The sequence below is a fragment of the Leptospira congkakensis genome, assembly GCF_004770265.1.
Lineage (GTDB): Bacteria > Spirochaetota > Leptospiria > Leptospirales > Leptospiraceae > Leptospira_A > Leptospira_A congkakensis.
The window spans coordinates 140,865-158,809 of record NZ_RQGQ01000001.1; the positions used below are offsets into that span (position 1 = coordinate 140,865).

At 37.4% G+C, this 17,945-nt stretch carries 11 protein-coding genes; 8 read left to right on the top strand and 3 right to left on the bottom strand.

Annotated elements, in window-relative coordinates:
• Positions 1-91: 91 nt before the first annotated feature.
• The 5 genes from EHQ70_RS00600 to gatB all read left to right on the top strand — a co-directional run bounded on the left by EHQ70_RS00600 (position 92) and on the right by gatB (position 8,718).
• On the top strand, positions 92-2,206 hold the full coding sequence (locus EHQ70_RS00600; RefSeq protein ID WP_135583039.1) for an adenylate/guanylate cyclase domain-containing protein: 2,115 nt from the start codon (positions 92-94) through the stop codon (positions 2,204-2,206).
• Positions 2,194-4,338: an adenylate/guanylate cyclase domain-containing protein gene (locus tag EHQ70_RS00605; protein WP_135583040.1), complete on the top strand. Its 2,145-nt coding sequence runs from the start codon at positions 2,194-2,196 to the stop codon at positions 4,336-4,338. The genes EHQ70_RS00600 and EHQ70_RS00605 overlap by 13 nt, the downstream gene beginning before the upstream one ends.
• 87 nt (positions 4,339-4,425) lie before the next feature.
• On the top strand, positions 4,426-5,901 hold the full coding sequence (locus EHQ70_RS00610; protein WP_135583041.1) for an aldehyde dehydrogenase family protein: 1,476 nt from the start codon (positions 4,426-4,428) through the stop codon (positions 5,899-5,901).
• Between the two features lie 190 nt (positions 5,902-6,091).
• A complete protein-coding gene (locus tag EHQ70_RS00615) occupies positions 6,092-7,195 on the top strand; it encodes a bacteriohemerythrin (RefSeq protein WP_135583042.1) in 1,104 nt (367 codons plus the stop codon).
• 59 nt (positions 7,196-7,254) lie between these two features.
• Entirely contained in the window at positions 7,255-8,718 is a 1,464-nt protein-coding gene (gene gatB, locus EHQ70_RS00620; RefSeq protein ID WP_135583043.1) for an Asp-tRNA(Asn)/Glu-tRNA(Gln) amidotransferase subunit GatB, read from the top strand.
• Here the strand turns inward: gatB and EHQ70_RS00625 are convergent.
• The 3 genes from EHQ70_RS00625 to cobT are packed head-to-tail and all read right to left on the bottom strand — an operon-like array spanning position 8,715 to position 11,185.
• The gene (locus EHQ70_RS00625) at positions 8,715-9,308 is read right to left on the bottom strand and encodes a histidine phosphatase family protein (RefSeq protein ID WP_135583044.1); all 594 of its coding nucleotides are present in this window, start codon (positions 9,306-9,308) and stop codon (positions 8,715-8,717) included. The two genes, gatB and EHQ70_RS00625, sit on opposite strands and share 4 nt — an antisense overlap.
• Positions 9,293-10,123, bottom strand: coding sequence for an adenosylcobinamide-GDP ribazoletransferase (locus EHQ70_RS00630; RefSeq protein WP_135583045.1), 831 nt, complete (start codon positions 10,121-10,123; stop codon positions 9,293-9,295). The genes EHQ70_RS00625 and EHQ70_RS00630 overlap by 16 nt, the downstream gene beginning before the upstream one ends.
• Before the next feature lie 3 nt (positions 10,124-10,126).
• Positions 10,127-11,185, bottom strand: a complete 1,059-nt coding sequence (gene cobT, locus EHQ70_RS00635) for a nicotinate-nucleotide--dimethylbenzimidazole phosphoribosyltransferase (protein ID WP_135583046.1) — start codon at positions 11,183-11,185, stop codon at positions 10,127-10,129.
• Positions 11,186-11,347: 162 nt separating this feature from the next.
• Between cobT and dnaE the strand changes: the two genes are divergently transcribed.
• The 3 genes from dnaE (at position 11,348) to EHQ70_RS00650 (ending at position 17,939) form a co-directional block, all read left to right on the top strand.
• Entirely contained in the window at positions 11,348-14,845 is a 3,498-nt protein-coding gene (gene dnaE / locus EHQ70_RS00640) for a DNA polymerase III subunit alpha (RefSeq protein ID WP_135583047.1), read from the top strand.
• A 5-nt stretch (positions 14,846-14,850) separates the two neighbouring features.
• Positions 14,851-15,951, top strand: a complete 1,101-nt coding sequence (locus tag EHQ70_RS00645) for an AraC family transcriptional regulator (protein ID WP_135583048.1) — start codon at positions 14,851-14,853, stop codon at positions 15,949-15,951.
• 89 nt (positions 15,952-16,040) lie between these two features.
• A complete protein-coding gene (locus EHQ70_RS00650) occupies positions 16,041-17,939 on the top strand; it encodes an AMP-dependent synthetase/ligase (RefSeq protein WP_135583049.1) in 1,899 nt (632 codons plus the stop codon).
• Positions 17,940-17,945: the final 6 nt, after the last annotated feature.

Genomic DNA, 17,945 nt, shown 5'->3' on the forward strand with positions numbered 1-17,945 from the left:
TTGCGGTCGTACAAACCAAAAAATATTATTTTTTTAATTTCGAAAACTTCCTTTCCAAATCCATGTCCTCGGGAGTCTCTGAAGGTTAGGGATGACCCGCCAAAAATTAATCTACCTTTCCCTCACAGTTTTGACTACGGCTTGTCGTATGGTGACTCCTTCGCCTCAAATTCATTCTGGGGAATTGGACCTGCAGTCTTATCCCTTTGGGTCAGGGTCTGCCATCACACTCCAAGGTGATTGGAAATTTTTTCCTAGGGCACTGAACGTGCCACCCGATGCGATTCCAACCACCTATCTCCCCGTTCCCTCTCTTTGGAATCAGGTTCCCTTACGTTCAGGGTTTCCTGGTGGAAAAGGATATGGAACTTATGTTTTAGATATTAAACTTCCCGAAGAAAGTCAGATCTATTCGGTTTATTTGCCAGAGGTGCGAACCTCGTTTAAATTGATGGCAGGTAACAGAAGTTTGGCTTCCGGTGTTCCTGGTGTGAATAAGGAAACAACAACGCCAAGTGCTTGGGGTCAAAGTTTTACAATCTCAGCAAAAGATAACTTACAGATTCGTATAGAGGTCAGTAATTTTCATCACAAAGAAGGTGGCCTTCCGAGTGCACCCGTTTTTGGTCCCGCAGAAAATGTTCAAAATTATATTCTAGCGCAAAGTACTTTGGATCTAGCATTAACAGGTGCTATTTTCATGTTTGGGTTGTATCATTTTATTCTATTTTTCTATCGAAAGAAACAAAGAGAAGCTTTCTATTTTGGATTTTTCTGTTTGGTGTTTGCAGCAAGGATTCCCTTTATTGGGAGTAAAACCATATACGCTATGTTTCCCAATATCCCTTGGGATTTAGTAATTTATGTAGAGTATGCATCTGTTTTTGTTTTAGGAATTCTATTTTTATGGTTTGTGGATGGTCTTTTCCCTCGATTCATAGACACAAAACTCATTCTTTACTTTAGCGCCTACGTACAGTTTATGTTAGTTTATGGTTTGATCATTAAACCGGAAATTTATACTGAGTTTGAAGTTGTTTTTCAAGTATTGGGAATTGTTTATGCTGTGTTTTTGGGAATTCGATTGTACCAAATGGTGGTCAAAGGATTGCCCGATGCCGGAATTTTCTTTTTAGGATACCTGGTTTTATTTTTTGGATTTGTTTATGATGTATTCCTCGCGTATAGTGGCGAAGGCGATTCCACTTTATCACAAATTGCTGTGTTTTTGTTTTTTGGCGTCCAATCGACAATTGTGACACTTCGTACGGCAAGGACCTTTCGAAAAAAACTGTCTTTAAAAGATGAATTTGAATCCATCAACGAAGAATTTATTTTAACCAATCGTTTTTATGCAAAGTTTATTCCCCGCGACTTTTTGACTCACCTCGGCAAAGAAAGTATCGAAGAGGTTCGGTTAGGTGATAGCAGCGAAAGAGAGATGACTGTTTTGTTTGCAGACATTTGGGAGTATTGGGATATTATTTATTCGATTCCATTAGAGAATAGAATGTTATTCACCAATTCTTATTTAGGAAGGATTGGACCTTGTGTTCGTAAAAATAATGGTTTCATCGATAAATACATTGGAAGTGCCATTATGGCTCTTTTTGATGGGGGAATTCAAAATTCCATCAAAGCTGCAGAAGACATCCAGTGGGAATTGGAAAAATACAACGAACGCAGAAGATCATTTGGTTATTTACCACTCCATGCCGGTATTGGAATTCATTCGGGAGATACCATGCTTGGAATTTTGGGAGAAGAGGAAAGACTCGAATCTACAGTCATTGCTGACACAGTCAATCTATCGAGCCGTATCCAAGGTTTAACCAAAAAATATGGAGCAAGGATTCTTGTAAGTCTCACCTCTCTTATGTTACACGAAGATTTGGATACAATTCCTTATCGGATTTTAGATTTTGTTCGTGTGAAAGGAAAACAAGAGACTGTGATGATCGCAGAAGTTCTAATTCCTGATATTGATCCGATATCTAATAAAAAAATTGAAAACAAGGACCAATTTGAAGCAGCAATTTTTGATTATGAACGAGCAGACTTTGTTTCCGCATTAGAAAAATTCAGAGCTGTATTTGCCGATAACCCAGATGATTTGGCTGCACAAATTTATATAGAACGATGCGAATATCACCAAACTGCTGGTGTGGGTGAAGATTGGGATGGGGTTTCTGCATGGGAAAAATAATCAAAACAATCTCTTTCGTTTTGTTCATTTTCTTTTCTAGTTTGGTGTTTTTATCCTGTAATTTGGATCCCGCTCCTGAAGCAGTAAAGGGGTATCTCGAACTTCCACTTGAATATGTAAAAGAAAATAAAAAACTTTCAACTGGTGGTGAATGGGAATTTTATTGGGGTGAAATATATGGAGAAAGTTTATTTGAAAAAATAAAGGAGCCTAACAAAACTTACGTTAAAGTTCCTTCTTCTTGGAATTCCTACCGACCTGAGGGGGAAGGTGGTGATGGTTTTGCCGTATTCCGCCTAACATTTAAAGTGCCGGATGTAAAGATACGGTATTATCTTCGAGTCCAACCAGCAACTAGCTCTTATGAACTCTACATCAATCGACAAAAAATTGCAAGTTCAGGAAAGGTAGGAACTGACGAACTCTCCGCAGTCCCTAAATACCAAATCCAATATGTATCCTTTCAACCTGAAAGTGAAGAACAGGAAATACTTTTTGTTGTTAGTAATTTTCATCATGCTCGTGGTGGGTACAGAAAACCAATTGAAATTGGAACCAAAGAAGTCATTCAAAATGAATCATTAGTTTATTCGGCTGGAGAAGTCTTTGTTTTTGGTGCTATGTTAACCATGGCATTATACCAACTCACAGTGTTTTTCTTTCGTAGAGAAGAAAAAAGTTCACTTTTCTTTGCATTGTTTTGTTTGTTTACCGGCCTACGTTTAGTGGTTCTTGATAACTTTTATATTGTTTATGCATTCCCCGATTTTTCCTGGCATTGGATGCAAGTGTTGGATTATACATCAGCACCACTTCTTGTATGTTTTTTCTTAGGATACTTAAAGAGTTTGTTTCCTGGAAGATCAGAAGTCCCTAAATGGATGTTATACTCTTGCTGGAGTATAACTGCTTGTTTTGTATCGTTTGTGGTTCTGACGGATGCAAAACTATTTACAAAAACAAATATTTTTTCACAAGTTGTGATCCTCTTTTTTAGTATTTGTTCCTTCTATGTAATTCTAAAAATTTACCGTCAAAAAAAGAAAGATAGCAGTTTGGTATTTTATGGTTCTCTACTATTAATGTTTGGGTCGATCCATGATTTAATGGCCGGTAACTACTGGTTCCAATCTCAACTGTTAATGCCATTTTCTCTATTTGTATTCTTTTTGTTTCAAAGTATCCTCCTCGCAAGAAGGAATGCTCGGTTTTATTCTTCTATGGATACTTTAACAACGGAACTCATTGAAGTAAACCATAGACTGGAAGCATCCAACCAAATATATGCAAAATTTGTTCCTTTGCGACTCATTCAATTGTTTTCAAAAGTTTCTAAATCAAAAGTCAAACGTGGTGATTTTATCGTAAAACAAATGTCAGTTTTGTCATCTGACATTCGAGATTTTACCGCAATATCAGAAACTTTAAGCCCAGAGGAAACGTTTTTATTTTTAAATGATTATTTACGCCAAGTGGGCCCAACCATCCGATCGAATAACGGATTTATAGAAAAATATGTTGGGGATGCTATTTTTGCTTTATTTGAAAGACAACCGGAGGATGCAATTTCAGCCGCAATTGAAATGCACAAAACGATTGCAAGGTGGAATCAAGAATCTAGACCTCACCGAGTGGGTGAGATTCATATTGGAGTCGGGATCCATTTTGGAGAATTGATGTTAGGTATTATTGGCGAAGAACAAAGGATTGAATCTGCAGTTTTATCAGACTCTATGGGTGTTGCTAACTCTTTAGAATCAATGACAAAAAAATATGGTGCCAAAATCATCATCAGTTTAGATGCATTACTTGAGTTACAACATCCAGATTCTTATCCTCATAGGTTATTGGATTTTATAAAAATTCCAGCCAAACAGAAGTTAATTGGAATTGCGCAAGTGTTAGTGGAAGGTGTGGAAGAGTCCTTTGATATAAAACTAAAAACCAAAGAACAATTTGAAGAAAGTGTGAATTTGTTTTGGGACGGAGAGTTTGTGAAAGCAGGGGAAGGTTTCCGAAATGTTCTGGAAATCGATCCGTCGGACAAAGCAACAAAACTGTATCTAGAACGAACGGAAGTTTACGCACAAAACGGTCCTCCACCAGGGTTTGGTAAGGGATTTTTGGCATAAAAAAGACATAGATTCGCCCCGTTTTCTGAAAAAGTTCTTGAACTTCCTCTCTAAATGAACGAGAGTCAGTAATACACGGAGATTCCCATGACCCAAGCCACTCTAACACAAGCCCCAACTTCGGGAAAGGCTGTGATCCAAACAAAAAGTTTTACTCCATCCGATATTGACCGTATTTTCAAAGCACAAAAGAAAAAAGCTTTGGAACTTCGTTTGTCGAATTTCAAAAAACGAATCACAAAACTCAAACAACTAAAATCGGTAGTCCTCAAATACCAAAAAGACATCCAAACTGCTCTTCATGCCGATTTTAAAAAATCATCGGGAGAAGTGGACATTACAGAAATTCTTCCTACGATTGCAGAAATCAACGATGCCATTCGCCACGTAAAACATTGGATGCGTCCTAAAAATGTAATGACACCTCCGACTTTACTTGGTGCCACAAGTCGCATCGTTTATGAGCCAAAGGGAGTTTGTCTTATCATTGCTCCTTGGAATTACCCTTTCCATCTAGCAATTGCTCCACTAGCTGCTGCTATTGCTGCAGGTAATACTGTCATGCTCAAACCTTCTGAATTCACCCCGCATACTGCTGATGTCATCAAAGCAATGTTAAGTGAAATTTTTGCCGAAGACGAAGTGGCGGTTTTTGAAGGTGATGTATCCGTCGCGACTGCATTACTCGAAGTTCCTTTCGATCATATCTTTTTTACGGGTTCCACTCCAGTTGGTAAAATTGTTATGACTGCTGCTGCCAAAAATCTTACAAGCGTAACTCTCGAGTTAGGTGGAAAGTCGCCTTCTATCGTGGCAGAAGATGCTGATCTAAAGGTAGCTGCCGAAAGAATTATGTGGGGAAAATTTCTGAATGCAGGACAAACCTGTGTGGCACCGGATTATCTTTTGATTCCAGAATCTAAGGTAGAAGAGTTTGTTAAAAATGCTAAGGAAACAACAGAAAGTTTCTTTAAATCCAAACCGGAAAATTTTTCATCAAGCCCTGACTTTTGTCGTATTGTAAATGCAAAGAACTTTGGAAGAGTTTCTTCCTACGTAGATGATGCAGTGAAAAAAGGCGCAAAAATTGCTTATGGTGGGGAAGTGAGAAGTTCTGATAACTTCATTTCACCAACCATCCTTACGAACGTATCTTTAGATGCTCGTATTATGGAAGATGAAATTTTTGGGCCACTTCTTCCGATTGTGACTTATAAAACTTTGGATGAAGCCATTCAAATCATCAACGAGAGACCAAAACCATTGGCTTTGTATATCTTCACAAAAAAGAGAAGTACATCCAAATATGTGATCAAAAGAACAAGCTCTGGTGGAACTGTCATCAACGATGTCATCCTTCATTTGGTGAATTCCAATCTTCCTTTTGGCGGAGTGAATCATTCCGGACATGGTAGTTATCATGGACTTTTTGGGTTTAAAACTTTTTCACATGAAAGATCAGTTTTGCAAACTCCTAAAGCTTCTATTGCTAAATTGATGTATCCACCTTACTCTAGTTTTGTGAGATTCATCGTGAAGTTTACAACTAAATTCTTCGTTTAGTTTCCATTCTTCAAAACAACAAACACTCCTGTAGAAAACTATGGGAGTGGTTGTTAAATTTGCTACAAAATTCATCTCTCTTTGTATCCAATTATCTACATACTTGTTTTTTAGAAATTACTGATAAATATCAATTCCTAAATTGATTCTAATTCCGTGACATCATAGTTGTGACTATTTTTGTGGGATTATGCAGAAGGATTACTCCGCGCATCTCGATGCCTTACGAATCACGTGGTTAAGTGAGCCATTCCATCTTGGAATCCCCATCATTGACTTACAACATGTTTGGTTGGTTCATATCATCCTAGAACTAGAAGAGACAATTGTGGAATCCGAAAAAGATGGTTCTGATGTTGATGTCCATTCTTCTTTTCGAAAGGCATTGGATTATGTTGCCGAACATTTTGCCTTAGAAGAAGATATCTTGGAACATTTTAATTATCCGGGATTTAAAGAACATGTGCAAGGACATCGTCATTTTGTAGAACGTTTAACTGAAAAATATTATGAAGCCAAAAATAGTCAAATGGCAGCTTTGGGGATTTTACAAATCCTAAAAAAATGGCTCTTTCAACATATCTTACATGATGATACAGATTATGCAGAATTTTTTAAAGCAAGTGGTGTTGATTTAAAATCTTACTGCAATGAGATATTAAAATCTGGGAAATATCCAATTTCCAAAGAACAACTTTTAATATACCAAAACATAGTACAAGTAGATACAACTCATATCAATCTACATGAACAATCCATCGATATCATTCAGGAAATTCGAAATATTTGGAAAACATACAATCTTTCTACTGGTGTTCCTATCATCGATTTACAACATGTATGGCTTCTAAAAATGATTGTTGAGTTGGACAATTCGTTGAAGTTAGGTGATGGATCGAGTGATACGTTTCATAAGGTTATTGCGGCCGCTATCGAATACACAAAAGATCATTTTAGTGTAGAGGATAAAATCATGAGATATTTCCGGTATACGGATGTGGTGCAACATATGAACCAACACAAACGATTTATCGAGTTTATCAAAATGAGAAATGATGAATTCAAATTAGGAAATCCGCGGGCTGGTTTACATTTGGTACAAGATCTTCGCAATTGGCTTTTGTCACATATTGCCCTGGAGGATAAAAAAATCGGCATTGCTTTTGAGACCCGCGTTCGGGAACTTTCTGAGTTTACTAAAAAACTGCACCAAACTGGCGAAATCAGCATCTCGCGGGAGCAAAAAAACCTTTATAAACTGATAATGCAATCAGCCCCCGACCCACTGGATTGATTTCCCTCGGAAATTGAATTGCCAGGTTCATTTTCCGGGAAAATCCTGTTTTCAAACCCATGGAATACGAAGTCATCATCGGTCTGGAAGTTCACGTCCAGCTCAATACTCTATCAAAAATATTTTCCACAGCTACAAATGAATTCGGTGGTAGCCCAAACACTCATATTTCTACACTTTGTGTTGCTTTGCCAGGCACCTTGCCGGTGTTAAATGAAGTGGTTTTGGAAAAAGCTGTCCGAGCTGGTGTTGCTCTTGGATGTGAGATCACTCGTTTTACAAAATTTGATCGTAAAAATTATTTTTACCCTGATTTACCAAAAGGTTATCAGATTTCTCAGTTTGATAAACCGTATGCAACCCAAGGTGGGGTCCATATCAAACTAAAAGGGGAAACGGAAGAGAAATTCATTCCCCTCACTAGGATTCATATGGAAGAGGATGCAGGAAAACTGATCCATTCTCATGATCCTTCCATAAATCGTTCTTATGTAGATTACAACCGTGCCGGAACACCTCTGATCGAAATTGTATCGGAACCAGATATTCGTTCTTCGGATGAAGCTTATGTTTATTTGAACGAACTCAAAACTATCTTACGATACATTCAAGTTTCCGATTGTAATATGGAAGAAGGATCCCTTCGTTGTGATGCTAACGTTTCCATCCGACCAAAAGGAGAAAAAGGTTTTCGCACTCGAGTCGAAATTAAAAACCTAAATTCTTTTAAGGCCGTAAAACAAGCGATAGACTATGAAATCGAATGGCAAAAGGATATGTATTCTCGTGGAGAAACATTCCGCCAAATGACAAAACTTTGGGATGCCACTCTACTCAAAACCATACCTATGCGTTCTAAAGAAATGAGTCACGATTATCGTTATTTCCCTGAACCGGATCTACCGACCATTCAAATTGCTGATTCCTTTATTGAAGACATTCGTAAATCGTTACCAGAACTTCCTAGACAAAAAAAGGAAAGATACAAAACGGAACTTGGTCTTCCTGATTATGATGCAGAAGTCCTTACCAGCGAACGCGAGATAGCAGAATACTTTGAACAAGCTTTACTTGTATCCGAAGATGCTAAAAAAACTTCCAACTGGGTAAAAGATGAAATTCTTGGAATCGTAAACAAAGAAAATATTTCCATTCAAGAATTTGCCATCGATCCTTTGCGTATTGGTAAACTTGTAAAACTCATCAACTCAGGTGAAATCACAGGAAAAATTGCCAAAACCATCTTTGAAGATATGTTAACTTCCAAAGACCAACCAGAAGCCATTGTTGAAGCAAAAGGTCTGAAAGTAGTTCGTGATGACAAAGCCCTCGAAGAAATTGTGATCCGAGTGATTGAGTCTCAACCGGAATCGGTTGAAGGTTGGAAAAATGGTAAAGACCGTGTGCTCGGTGCGATTGTTGGTGGAGTGATGAAAGAAACCAAAGGGAAAGCCGATCCAAAACTTGTGAACGAACTCATCCTTGCAAAACTTGGTCCCCTCGGAGAAAAAAAGAAAGTTTAATCTATTTCTAATTTGTGGACGGATCCAAAGTCCACAGGAGATTTGAAGGCTTCTGCGTAAGGGGTTCCGAATTGTTTGCAAAGAGCAGCTCGGATCGGCCCTGAGTGACAAACAACAATCATTGAGTTTAAGGATTTGTTGTTTGTTTTTTCCCAATCGATTCTTAAAACCCCATCTTTTTTCCAATCATTGATAAAAGAATCCATTCGAAAGATAAGATCGGTAAAGGCTTCTCCGCCGGGAGTTTTTGCATGTACAAAGTCTTTCATCCAAGGGACAGTTTCTTTTCTAGGAATTTCTTCCCAAAGTTTACCATCCCAATCTCCAAAATTCATTTCCCGCAAACGTTCGTCAGTTGGTATTTGTAAATGATCCGCTTGTGATAAATTGTATTTGGATAATAAAGCTTTAGAAAGTTTTAATGCTCTCGGTGCTGGACTAGAAAGGAAAAGGTCAAATGTAGATGGTAAATAAGAAAATGTAGAATCAGCTGTATCTTCTACTGGATATTTGAGAGGAAAGTCCGTGCGACCATAACAAGTTCCTTTAGGGGCAATGGTTTCTGGATGGCGGATTAAATAGAGGTCCATAAAAATACTCCTGAAATCCAAAGACAAGTTTCTACTACTTGTTGAACTGCACCCAAACAATCACCTGTAAATCCACCGATCCAACGTTTCATTAATGAATGCATATAAACATAACTAGGAATGATACACGCGAGACTCAATAAAAAATTGGGATGTAGGTAAACCAACGATAAATAAGGTACGATGCCAAAGATACTTGCAAAGAAGATTTGAGGCCAAGTGATTTCCTTTGCCATAGGTTTCGCATAACCTTCTTCTTTGGCATAAGGAAGTAATTTCATCATAAAAATGGAAAAAAAGCGACTGAGGCTATGTGCGGAAACAAAATACAACCAAACGCTGAGTATGTGCCAATTCGTATTAGCATTGATTGTGAATGGAAGACCTTTCATCTGGAATTGGGAAAAAGTTTCTGACACACCTAATACTTTTAAAAGTATTAGAAGCGAGATTCCAACGGCTCCAAAACTTCCAACACGACTGTCTTTCATTATCCTTAAGATATCTTCTCTTTTCCATCCTCCGCCAATCCCATCACAAAAATCGGAAAATCCATCCTCATGGAAGGCTCCTGTGAGAATGAGTAAAAAACCAATTGAAATCGTAAACGCGATAGTTGGTCCAAATAAAAATTGGAAAAAAATGAACACAAACCATTGTAAGCTACCAAGTAAAAAACCAACAGTTGGTGAATATTTGATTGAATGGTGTAACCATTCTTCTTTGAAATCAACCCAACGTGGAGATGGAATTCTTGTTAGAAAAGACATACAGACAAAAAACAATCGAATTTCTAAAAGGATATATTGAAACATTCGTTATTGTTTTGAATCAGAATTACTAACACCAGCATCAGCAAAGGATGCCATTTCATTTAAGAATTTTACACTTAGTTCAATGAGTGGATAGGCAGCAAGTGCTCCACTTCCTTCTCCTAAACGAAGGTTGAGTCGAAGTAAGGGTCTTTGTTTCCAATGATCCAATACAACAGTATGTCCTTCTTCTTCGGATAAGTGAGAAAAAATGGAATAGTCTTTTACCGTTGGGTTCAATGCAAAAGCAATTGCAAAGGCGGCAGTGGAAATAAAACCATCCACTACAAATGTTTTTCTCTGCGCCGCTGCTCCCAACATAGCTCCCGACATCATACCAATTTCAAAACCACCAAATTCAGAAAGTATTTCTAACGGATCTTTTAGTTTTCCAGTTCTATCGAAGGCTTCTGAAAGGATTTTAAATTTGTTTTCCTTCCCGCTGTTATTGAGTCCAGTTCCTCTTCCAACAAGTTTTCTGAGTGGAATGTCTGTTAAATGAGATAGAATGAGAGAAGCTGCAGAAGTATTACCAATACCCATTTCGCCGAATAAAAATATATTTGTTGATTCATATCTTGTTTCGTTCACCAGTTCTATGCCACTAAGTATTGTTTCTTTCGCTTCATCTAATGACATGGCTTTCGATTTTAGAAAATTGGAAGTTCCTTTCCGAATTTTTCTTTCGATTGGTTTCGGGGTTTTCCCATCCCAATCATGATCCACTCCAGCATCTACCACTTCCACACCGATATGACTGTGTTTGGCGAAGACATTGGCACAGGCTCCACCTGATAAAAAATTCAAAACCATCTGCCAGGTAACATCCTTAGGATATAAAGAAACTGGTTCTTCTGTAATCCCATGGTCTCCGGCAAAAAGGATGAGCTTTGGATTTTTTAGCTCCGGAGATACCGTATTTTGAATTTCCGCCAGTTGTAAAGCAAGGGTTTCCAAATCGCCTAAGGAACCTAAAGGTTTGGTTTTATTGTCTATTTTACTGCGGATGGACTTTCGCAAAACATCGGTTACAGGAGAAATGGAAGGTAGGGAAAATGGTGACATAAACAACACCAATCTAAACAAACCGGTATCGGCTTCCATCGTTTTTGGGCTTGGACGGGACAGGGAGGTTTGGGAATTGGCATTTTGGGCCGAAAAAATTCGAATTCTCTCCCCTGGGGCGCTTTACGTAGGAAGCCGTCGGAGTTACTATGTCACCAAGCTATGGAAGATTTCGCCCACCTTCATTTGCATACTACCTATTCCATGCTCGATGGAGCCATACGAATCAGTGATTTGATGAAACGTGTGAAGGAACTCGGTATGAGTTCTGTCGCTATTACGGACCACGGAAACATGTACGGGGCCATTGAATTCTACAAAGAGGCTGTCAAACACGATGTCAAACCCATCATAGGTTGTGAATTTTACGTAACTCCTTCTAGAAGTGCTGAAACAGAACTTGATGAAATTGCTGATGGTGGTGCTTACCATATTATTTTACTTTGTAAAAACGAAACTGGTTATAAAAATATAATTAAGTTAGCAAGTCGTTCCTTTACCGAAGGTTTTTATCGCAAACCAAGGATTGACTACGATTTATTAGAACGTCATAGCGAAGGTCTAGTTTGTTTAACCGCTTGTCTTGCGGGTGAAGTCAATCGTAAAATTTTAGAAGGCAAAGAAGATAAGGCGTATGCGTTAGCTGGTCGGTTGCATGAAATTTTCCGCAAAGAGGATTTTTATTTAGAAATTCAAGATCATGGAATTCCAGAACAACGAACTGTTGCGGAAGCGGTTATGGGATTTTCTAAACGAACGGGAATCCCTCTTGTACTCACAAACGATTCTCACTTTTTAACGAAAGATGATAAAGAAGCGCAAGACATATTACTTCGTATTGGAATGCGAAAAAACATTGATGATGAAATGCGGTTTGGGTTCAATGAAAACTTTTATGTAAAATCTCCAGCTGAAATGATTAATATTTTTCCTGATCATAAGGATGCATTTTATAATACATTAGCCATTCGTGATAAATGTTCTTTAAATTTCCAATTTGGAAATCCATTACTTCCTCCTTTCGAAGTACCTCCTGGTTTTGATACAGATAGTTATTTAGAAAAACTGGTTTGGGAAGGTATCAAGGAAAAATATCAGGACATAACTCCTATTGTGCGAGAGCGTACTGAGTATGAAATGCAGACAATTCGTAATATGCATTTTGCTGGATACTTTCTTATCGTTCAGGATTATATTAACTTTGCAAGAAGAGCTGGAATTCCAGTTGGCCCTGGTCGTGGGTCTGCGGCAGGATCAATCATTGCCTATGCTCTTGGGATTACCAATGTGGATCCTATTCGTTATAACTTACTTTTTGAAAGGTTTTTGAATCCTGATAGAAAGGATATGCCAGATATTGATACGGATTTCTGTGTTGAAAGAAGGGAAGAAGTAATTAATTATATCAAACATCGGTATGGTGAAAATAGAGTAGGCCAAATCATTACTTTCGGATCTCTTGCTGCAAAAGCTGCAATTAAAGACGTAGCTCGTGTATTCAATGTTCCGTTTTCTGAAGTAAACGAGATGAGTAAATTGTTTCCCAAAAAATTGGGAATCACAATTCAGGAAGCCGTTGATACATCTAAAGACCTTCGTGACATTGCAGAAAAATCTGATTTAAACAAAAAAGTTTTTTATATTGCGCAAAAACTAGAAGGTAACTACCGTCAGGTGGGTAGACACGCAGCTGGTGTTGTCATTGCGCCTACTGCATTAGAAGAAATCGTTCCATTGTCGACAGTCAGTGAACCTGGTCGAGATGGGCGTTCCATAGTCACTCAGTACGACAAAAACATGTCGGAACAAGTCGGACTGATCAAAATGGATATTTTAGGTTTAAAAAACTTAACTACCATCCATCATGCCACCAAACTCATTGAAAAACGACATGGGATTTTACTTGATTTAGATAAAATTCCTTTAGATGATCCTGCCACATTTAGTTTGTTACGAAAGGCAAATGTTCTCGGGATATTCCAGTTAGATTCGTCTTCAGGAATTCGTGATCTTTTTGCCAAAGCACAAGTGCAAAAATTTGAAGAAATCGCTGCCTTGCTTGCGTTATATCGTCCAGGTCCGATGGGATCAGGGATGTTAGATGATTATTTGGATCGTAAAAACGGCAAAAAGAAAGTAGTTTTCCCGCACGAAAGTTTGGCTGAAGTTTTGGGTGAAACCTACGGGGTTGTTGTTTACCAAGAACAGGTGATGGGTATTTCACGAATTATGGGTGGATACTCGGTTGGAGATTCGGATGTTCTTCGTAAGGCGATGGCCAAAAAGGATAAATCAAAACTTCCTGCATTAAAAGAGAAGTTTGTCAAAGGTGCGATCGAAAAAAAGATCAACGAAAAACTTGCTATCGAACTTTTTGAACAGTTAGAAAAATTTGGTGAGTATGGTTTTAATAAATCGCACTCGGTTGCTTATGCATTTGTCACTTACCAAACTGCATTTTTAAAAGCCAATTATTCCATTGAATACTTAACCGCTCTATTATCGGGAGACCATTCAAAAATTACTGATGTTGTGAAATACATTAACAATGCAAAAGAAATGGGAATTCGAATTTTAGGACCCGATGTTAAAGAATCAGGAATATCATTTGAAATCATTGATGATAAAACAGTAAGATTCGGTCTTTCTTCTATTAAGGGAGTGGGGGAACTGGCTGCTGAAAATATAATTTCTAATCGTAATTCTATTGGTGGTTATCATCAACTTGGTGACTTCACAAAGAAGTTGGACACAAGGCTTGCAAACAAAAAGGTACTCGAGTCCCTCGCACAAGGAGGAGCCTTTGATTCTTTTGGTTATACAAGAAAAACAATTTCCGAATCCACAGATATTATTTTAAACTATGCCAACAAAAAACAAGCAGAAGAAAAAGAGGGTCAATTTTCATTGTTTGGCGGTGCTAATGGCGGAGGGGAAGAAGATCTTAACCTTCCAAAAGATGGGATTGAATGGAATGGTGACGAACTACTTAGAAAAGAAAAAGAAACTACAGGGTTGTATCTTTCTGGCCATCCGCTCGATAAATTTACAGAACAATTAAAAACGTTAAAACCGACTACCATCGAAAACTTAGAAGAGGTTCGTCCAAAATCAAAAGTAGAAATTGCAGGAGTCCTTTCTAAAAAAGTAGTCAAACTCACTAAGAAAAAAGAAGAGTTTGTGAACTTTATGTTGGAAGACCAAACCGGTGAGATCGAATGTGTTGCCTTTCCTAAAACTTACGCCGAATTCAAACATCTATTCACTGAAGACAATACAGTTTTCATCCGTGGAATTTTGGAACGCCTCGATGCCGACGAATCGGAGTTAAAAGGTCAAATTATCGTTAATAAACTTGAAGAACTTAATTCTGTTACCATTGAAAAGAAAATGGAAAAAACTCTTCATCTAACAATTAACATGATGGAAGAAAAAAATAGAGACGTAATTTTAAAATTACAAGACATCCTTTCTGTTCATAGAGGTGCATCTTCTGTATTCTTTCATTTGGTCGGAAACGGTGATGAAAAGAAAGTCATTCGTGCTCACGACCATTTCTCCATCGATATTACTCCTGATCTGATGAAGATGTTAACCGACATACTCGGAAAAGGAACAGTTCGTTATACCGTTGGTGAAGAAGTAAGAGTTTACGGATAAAAATTGTGGAGTCTGATTCTCTCTCGTTAAACTTATTATTAGAATTTCTTTGGATGGGATCAGGTTCTGTATTTTGTTTGATTTGGGCACTTTCCAATTTAATTCAAAATCGTAAGGCATCTGGATTTGTTTGGTCTTTTATTTTATTCTCCACAGGCCTTTGGTTACTCACCGGTGCTTTTATGTTCACTGGGTTTTATAAATACTTTCCATCCATCGCATTAATTCATATTCCCTTTGTGTTTTTATCTTCCACTTTGCTTTATTTGTATTTAGAATATTTGTTTTTGGAAAAACCAATCCAAATCAAAGTGTATCATTTTTTCCCAGCTTTCTTATCCATTCTGTTTTTGATTCCTTTTTATTCAGGATCAGATTTATATCGTTTAGAAATTTTAGAACAATTAACAAAAACAGACTATGGAACCGTTGTTGTTGGTTTGAATTTTGGAATCAAAATTTCTATCTTGGTTTCTGTTGGATTGTTTTTACTAAAAGAATGGATTCCCAATGTAAGGTTGTCTGTTTTCTTTTCTAAAAAGGCAATTTATTCACTAGTTTTTGTTCTGTTGATTTGGATTGATCTTTTGCTTGGAAGTATTGGATTTACTTTCCAAATTCCTTTTTTTCGTAAACTCAGTGCTTATCTTTTGCCAGTATTGATGTATTTTTATTTTTTCACTCGGGAACTTTGGACACCATTTGTGTCTGACGTTCGTGATAGCATCCAAAGAAATAAATATGAAAAATCTAAATTGGTTTCGGTTCAATTAGAAACCATTGATCAAAGATTGTATGAACTGATGCGCGAAAAAGTATATTGTGATGAAGACCTTAGTCTTTCTAAATTAGCAGACATGGCAGAAGTTAAGTCCGGCCAACTTTCTGAATATTTTCATAAAAGATATGGGTTTGGATTTTATCAATATATCAACCAATATAGGATTGATGAGGCCAAACGTTTGTTAATGGAATCAGAAGAAAGATCTATTCTTTCTGTTGCTGATTCTGTTGGGTTTAATTCAAAATCGACATTCAACCGAGTATTTTTAGAAACGGTTGGTTCCACTCCTTCCGAATTTCGTAAACAATCAAAATTGATCTAAATCTAACAAAATTCTAAGTCTCAAAGAATTCCCCAAGACGACAGAGAAAATATTCTACATTAGAATGTGGTTCGTAACGAGGAAATTCAATGCGAACGATGATTGATTTTTATTTAAATCTACCAGCAAAATTTGGGCATAAAAATGCTTTTGCAAGCCGGGTTAGTGCCGGCGTTTATCAGTTTAAAACTTACAACAATCTACTTTCTGATGCAAAGGACTTAGCCTTTGGATTAAAGGGAAGTTTGGCCGAAAGAGAAAAAGTCGCAATATTTGCTGACAATGCTTATGAGTGGATACAAACAAGCATCGCCGTGACCTTACTGGGAGCCGTGGATGTGCCCCGTGCCTCCGATGTCACTGATCATGATATTTTGTACATTCTCAATCATTCTGAATCAAAGGTTTTGTTCGTAGAAAACGAAGCCGTATTCAAAAAAGTAATTCGTTTGGAATCGGAATTAGAATTTCTAAAAGAAATTGTGATTATCTACCCACCCGCTGAAGGAAACAAGGAATTGAGTTCTAGGAAAATAAAAATATCCACCTTGTTAGGGTTAGTGGCCAAAGGAAAAGAACTTCGGAAAGTAGATCCATCGGATACTTTATTTTTGAACAATACAATCAAAGAATCTGATCTGTTTACCATGATTTATACATCGGGAACCACCGGCACACCCAAAGGTGTGATGTTGACACAAGGGAACATTCTTTTCCAATTACAAAATCTTCCGATCCGTTTAGAAAAAGGAGATCGTACACTTTCGATCCTTCCTGTTTGGCATATATTCGAAAGGATATTTGAAATTTTCAGTTTATATTATGGAGCTTGTACTTACTATAGCAGTGTTCGTACATTAAAAGAAGATTTAAAATTTGTAAAACCAAACTTTATGGCTTCGGCACCGCGTCTTTGGGAAAGTATCTATTCAGGAATTTTAGGAACACTTTCAAAATCATCTACAGTAAAACAAAAAATGTTTCAAACCGCTATGTTCTTTGCCAAAAGATTTTTTGTTTCGAGGCAAATTATCACAGGAAATGTTTTGGACATCCATCCCGTTGTGTTTTGGAAACAATCCGTTCGTTTTGTTTATCATCTGTATCGATTCTTTTTAGTAAGTATACCTCATCTATTTTTTGATTTTTTAGTTTTATCAAAAATTCGTAAGGCAACAGGCGGAGAACTCCGTGGATCTTGTTCCGGCGGGGGAGCATTACCTTATCATGTTGATGAATTTTTTAATACCATTGGCATTCCTGTTTTAGAAGGGTATGGAATGACAGAAACAGCACCTGTTCTTGCTATGCGAACATTTGAGGAAATCATTCCTGGCTCTGTGGGAAGGGTTTTTCCAAAAACTAACTTAAGACTTGTGGATCTTCATACGGGAGAAGTTTTTTTAGATACAGAGGTTGGTAAATTTGTATTTGGAAGAAAGGGTGAAATCCATGTGAAGGGTAAACAGATCATGGCTGGTTACTATAAAAATCCTGATGCAACAAATAAGGTTTTGGTGGATGGATGGTTGAATACAGGTGATTTGGGTATTTTTACAGCAAATCACAACCTTCGAATTGTTGGTCGTTCAAAGGAAACGATTGTTTTGTTAGGTGGTGAAAATGTGGAACCAGTACCAATTGAATCTAAAATTTTAGAATCCGAATGGATCGACCAATGTATGGTAGTAGGACAAGACCAAAAATATTTGAGTGTTCTTGTATATCCAAACATCACTCGCTTTGATGAACCACTTACTGGAGAATTTTGGAATCAAAAAGAGGTGATTCAAAAAATTGAATCTGAAATCAAAACAAAAGTGAATGCTCAAACTGGATTTAAGGGATTTGAAAGAGTTGTCGGACTTGTGATATTACCGAAACCATTTGAAGTGGGTGATGAACTGACCGCAAAACTTTCTTTAAAGAGACATGTGATCACCGACAAATACAAAACAGAGATATCTAAATTGTATTCCAATAATTAAATTTGT

Excerpts from the sequence above, each read along its gene's own strand:
- EHQ70_RS00600 (WP_135583039.1), top strand. The coding sequence starts at position 92 with ATGACCCGCCAAAAATTAATCTACCTTTCCCTCACAGTTTTGACTACG.
- EHQ70_RS00605 (WP_135583040.1), top strand. The coding sequence starts at position 2,194 with ATGGGAAAAATAATCAAAACAATCTCTTTCGTTTTGTTCATTTTCTTT.
- EHQ70_RS00610 (WP_135583041.1), top strand. The coding sequence starts at position 4,426 with ATGACCCAAGCCACTCTAACACAAGCCCCAACTTCGGGAAAGGCTGTG.
- EHQ70_RS00615 (WP_135583042.1), top strand. The coding sequence starts at position 6,092 with ATGCAGAAGGATTACTCCGCGCATCTCGATGCCTTACGAATCACGTGG.
- gatB (WP_135583043.1), top strand. The coding sequence starts at position 7,255 with ATGGAATACGAAGTCATCATCGGTCTGGAAGTTCACGTCCAGCTCAAT.
- EHQ70_RS00625 (WP_135583044.1), bottom strand. The coding sequence starts at position 9,308 with ATGGACCTCTATTTAATCCGCCATCCAGAAACCATTGCCCCTAAAGGA.
- EHQ70_RS00630 (WP_135583045.1), bottom strand. The coding sequence starts at position 10,123 with ATGTTTCAATATATCCTTTTAGAAATTCGATTGTTTTTTGTCTGTATG.
- cobT (WP_135583046.1), bottom strand. The coding sequence starts at position 11,185 with ATGTCACCATTTTCCCTACCTTCCATTTCTCCTGTAACCGATGTTTTG.
- dnaE (WP_135583047.1), top strand. The coding sequence starts at position 11,348 with ATGGAAGATTTCGCCCACCTTCATTTGCATACTACCTATTCCATGCTC.
- EHQ70_RS00650 (WP_135583049.1), top strand. The coding sequence starts at position 16,041 with ATGCGAACGATGATTGATTTTTATTTAAATCTACCAGCAAAATTTGGG.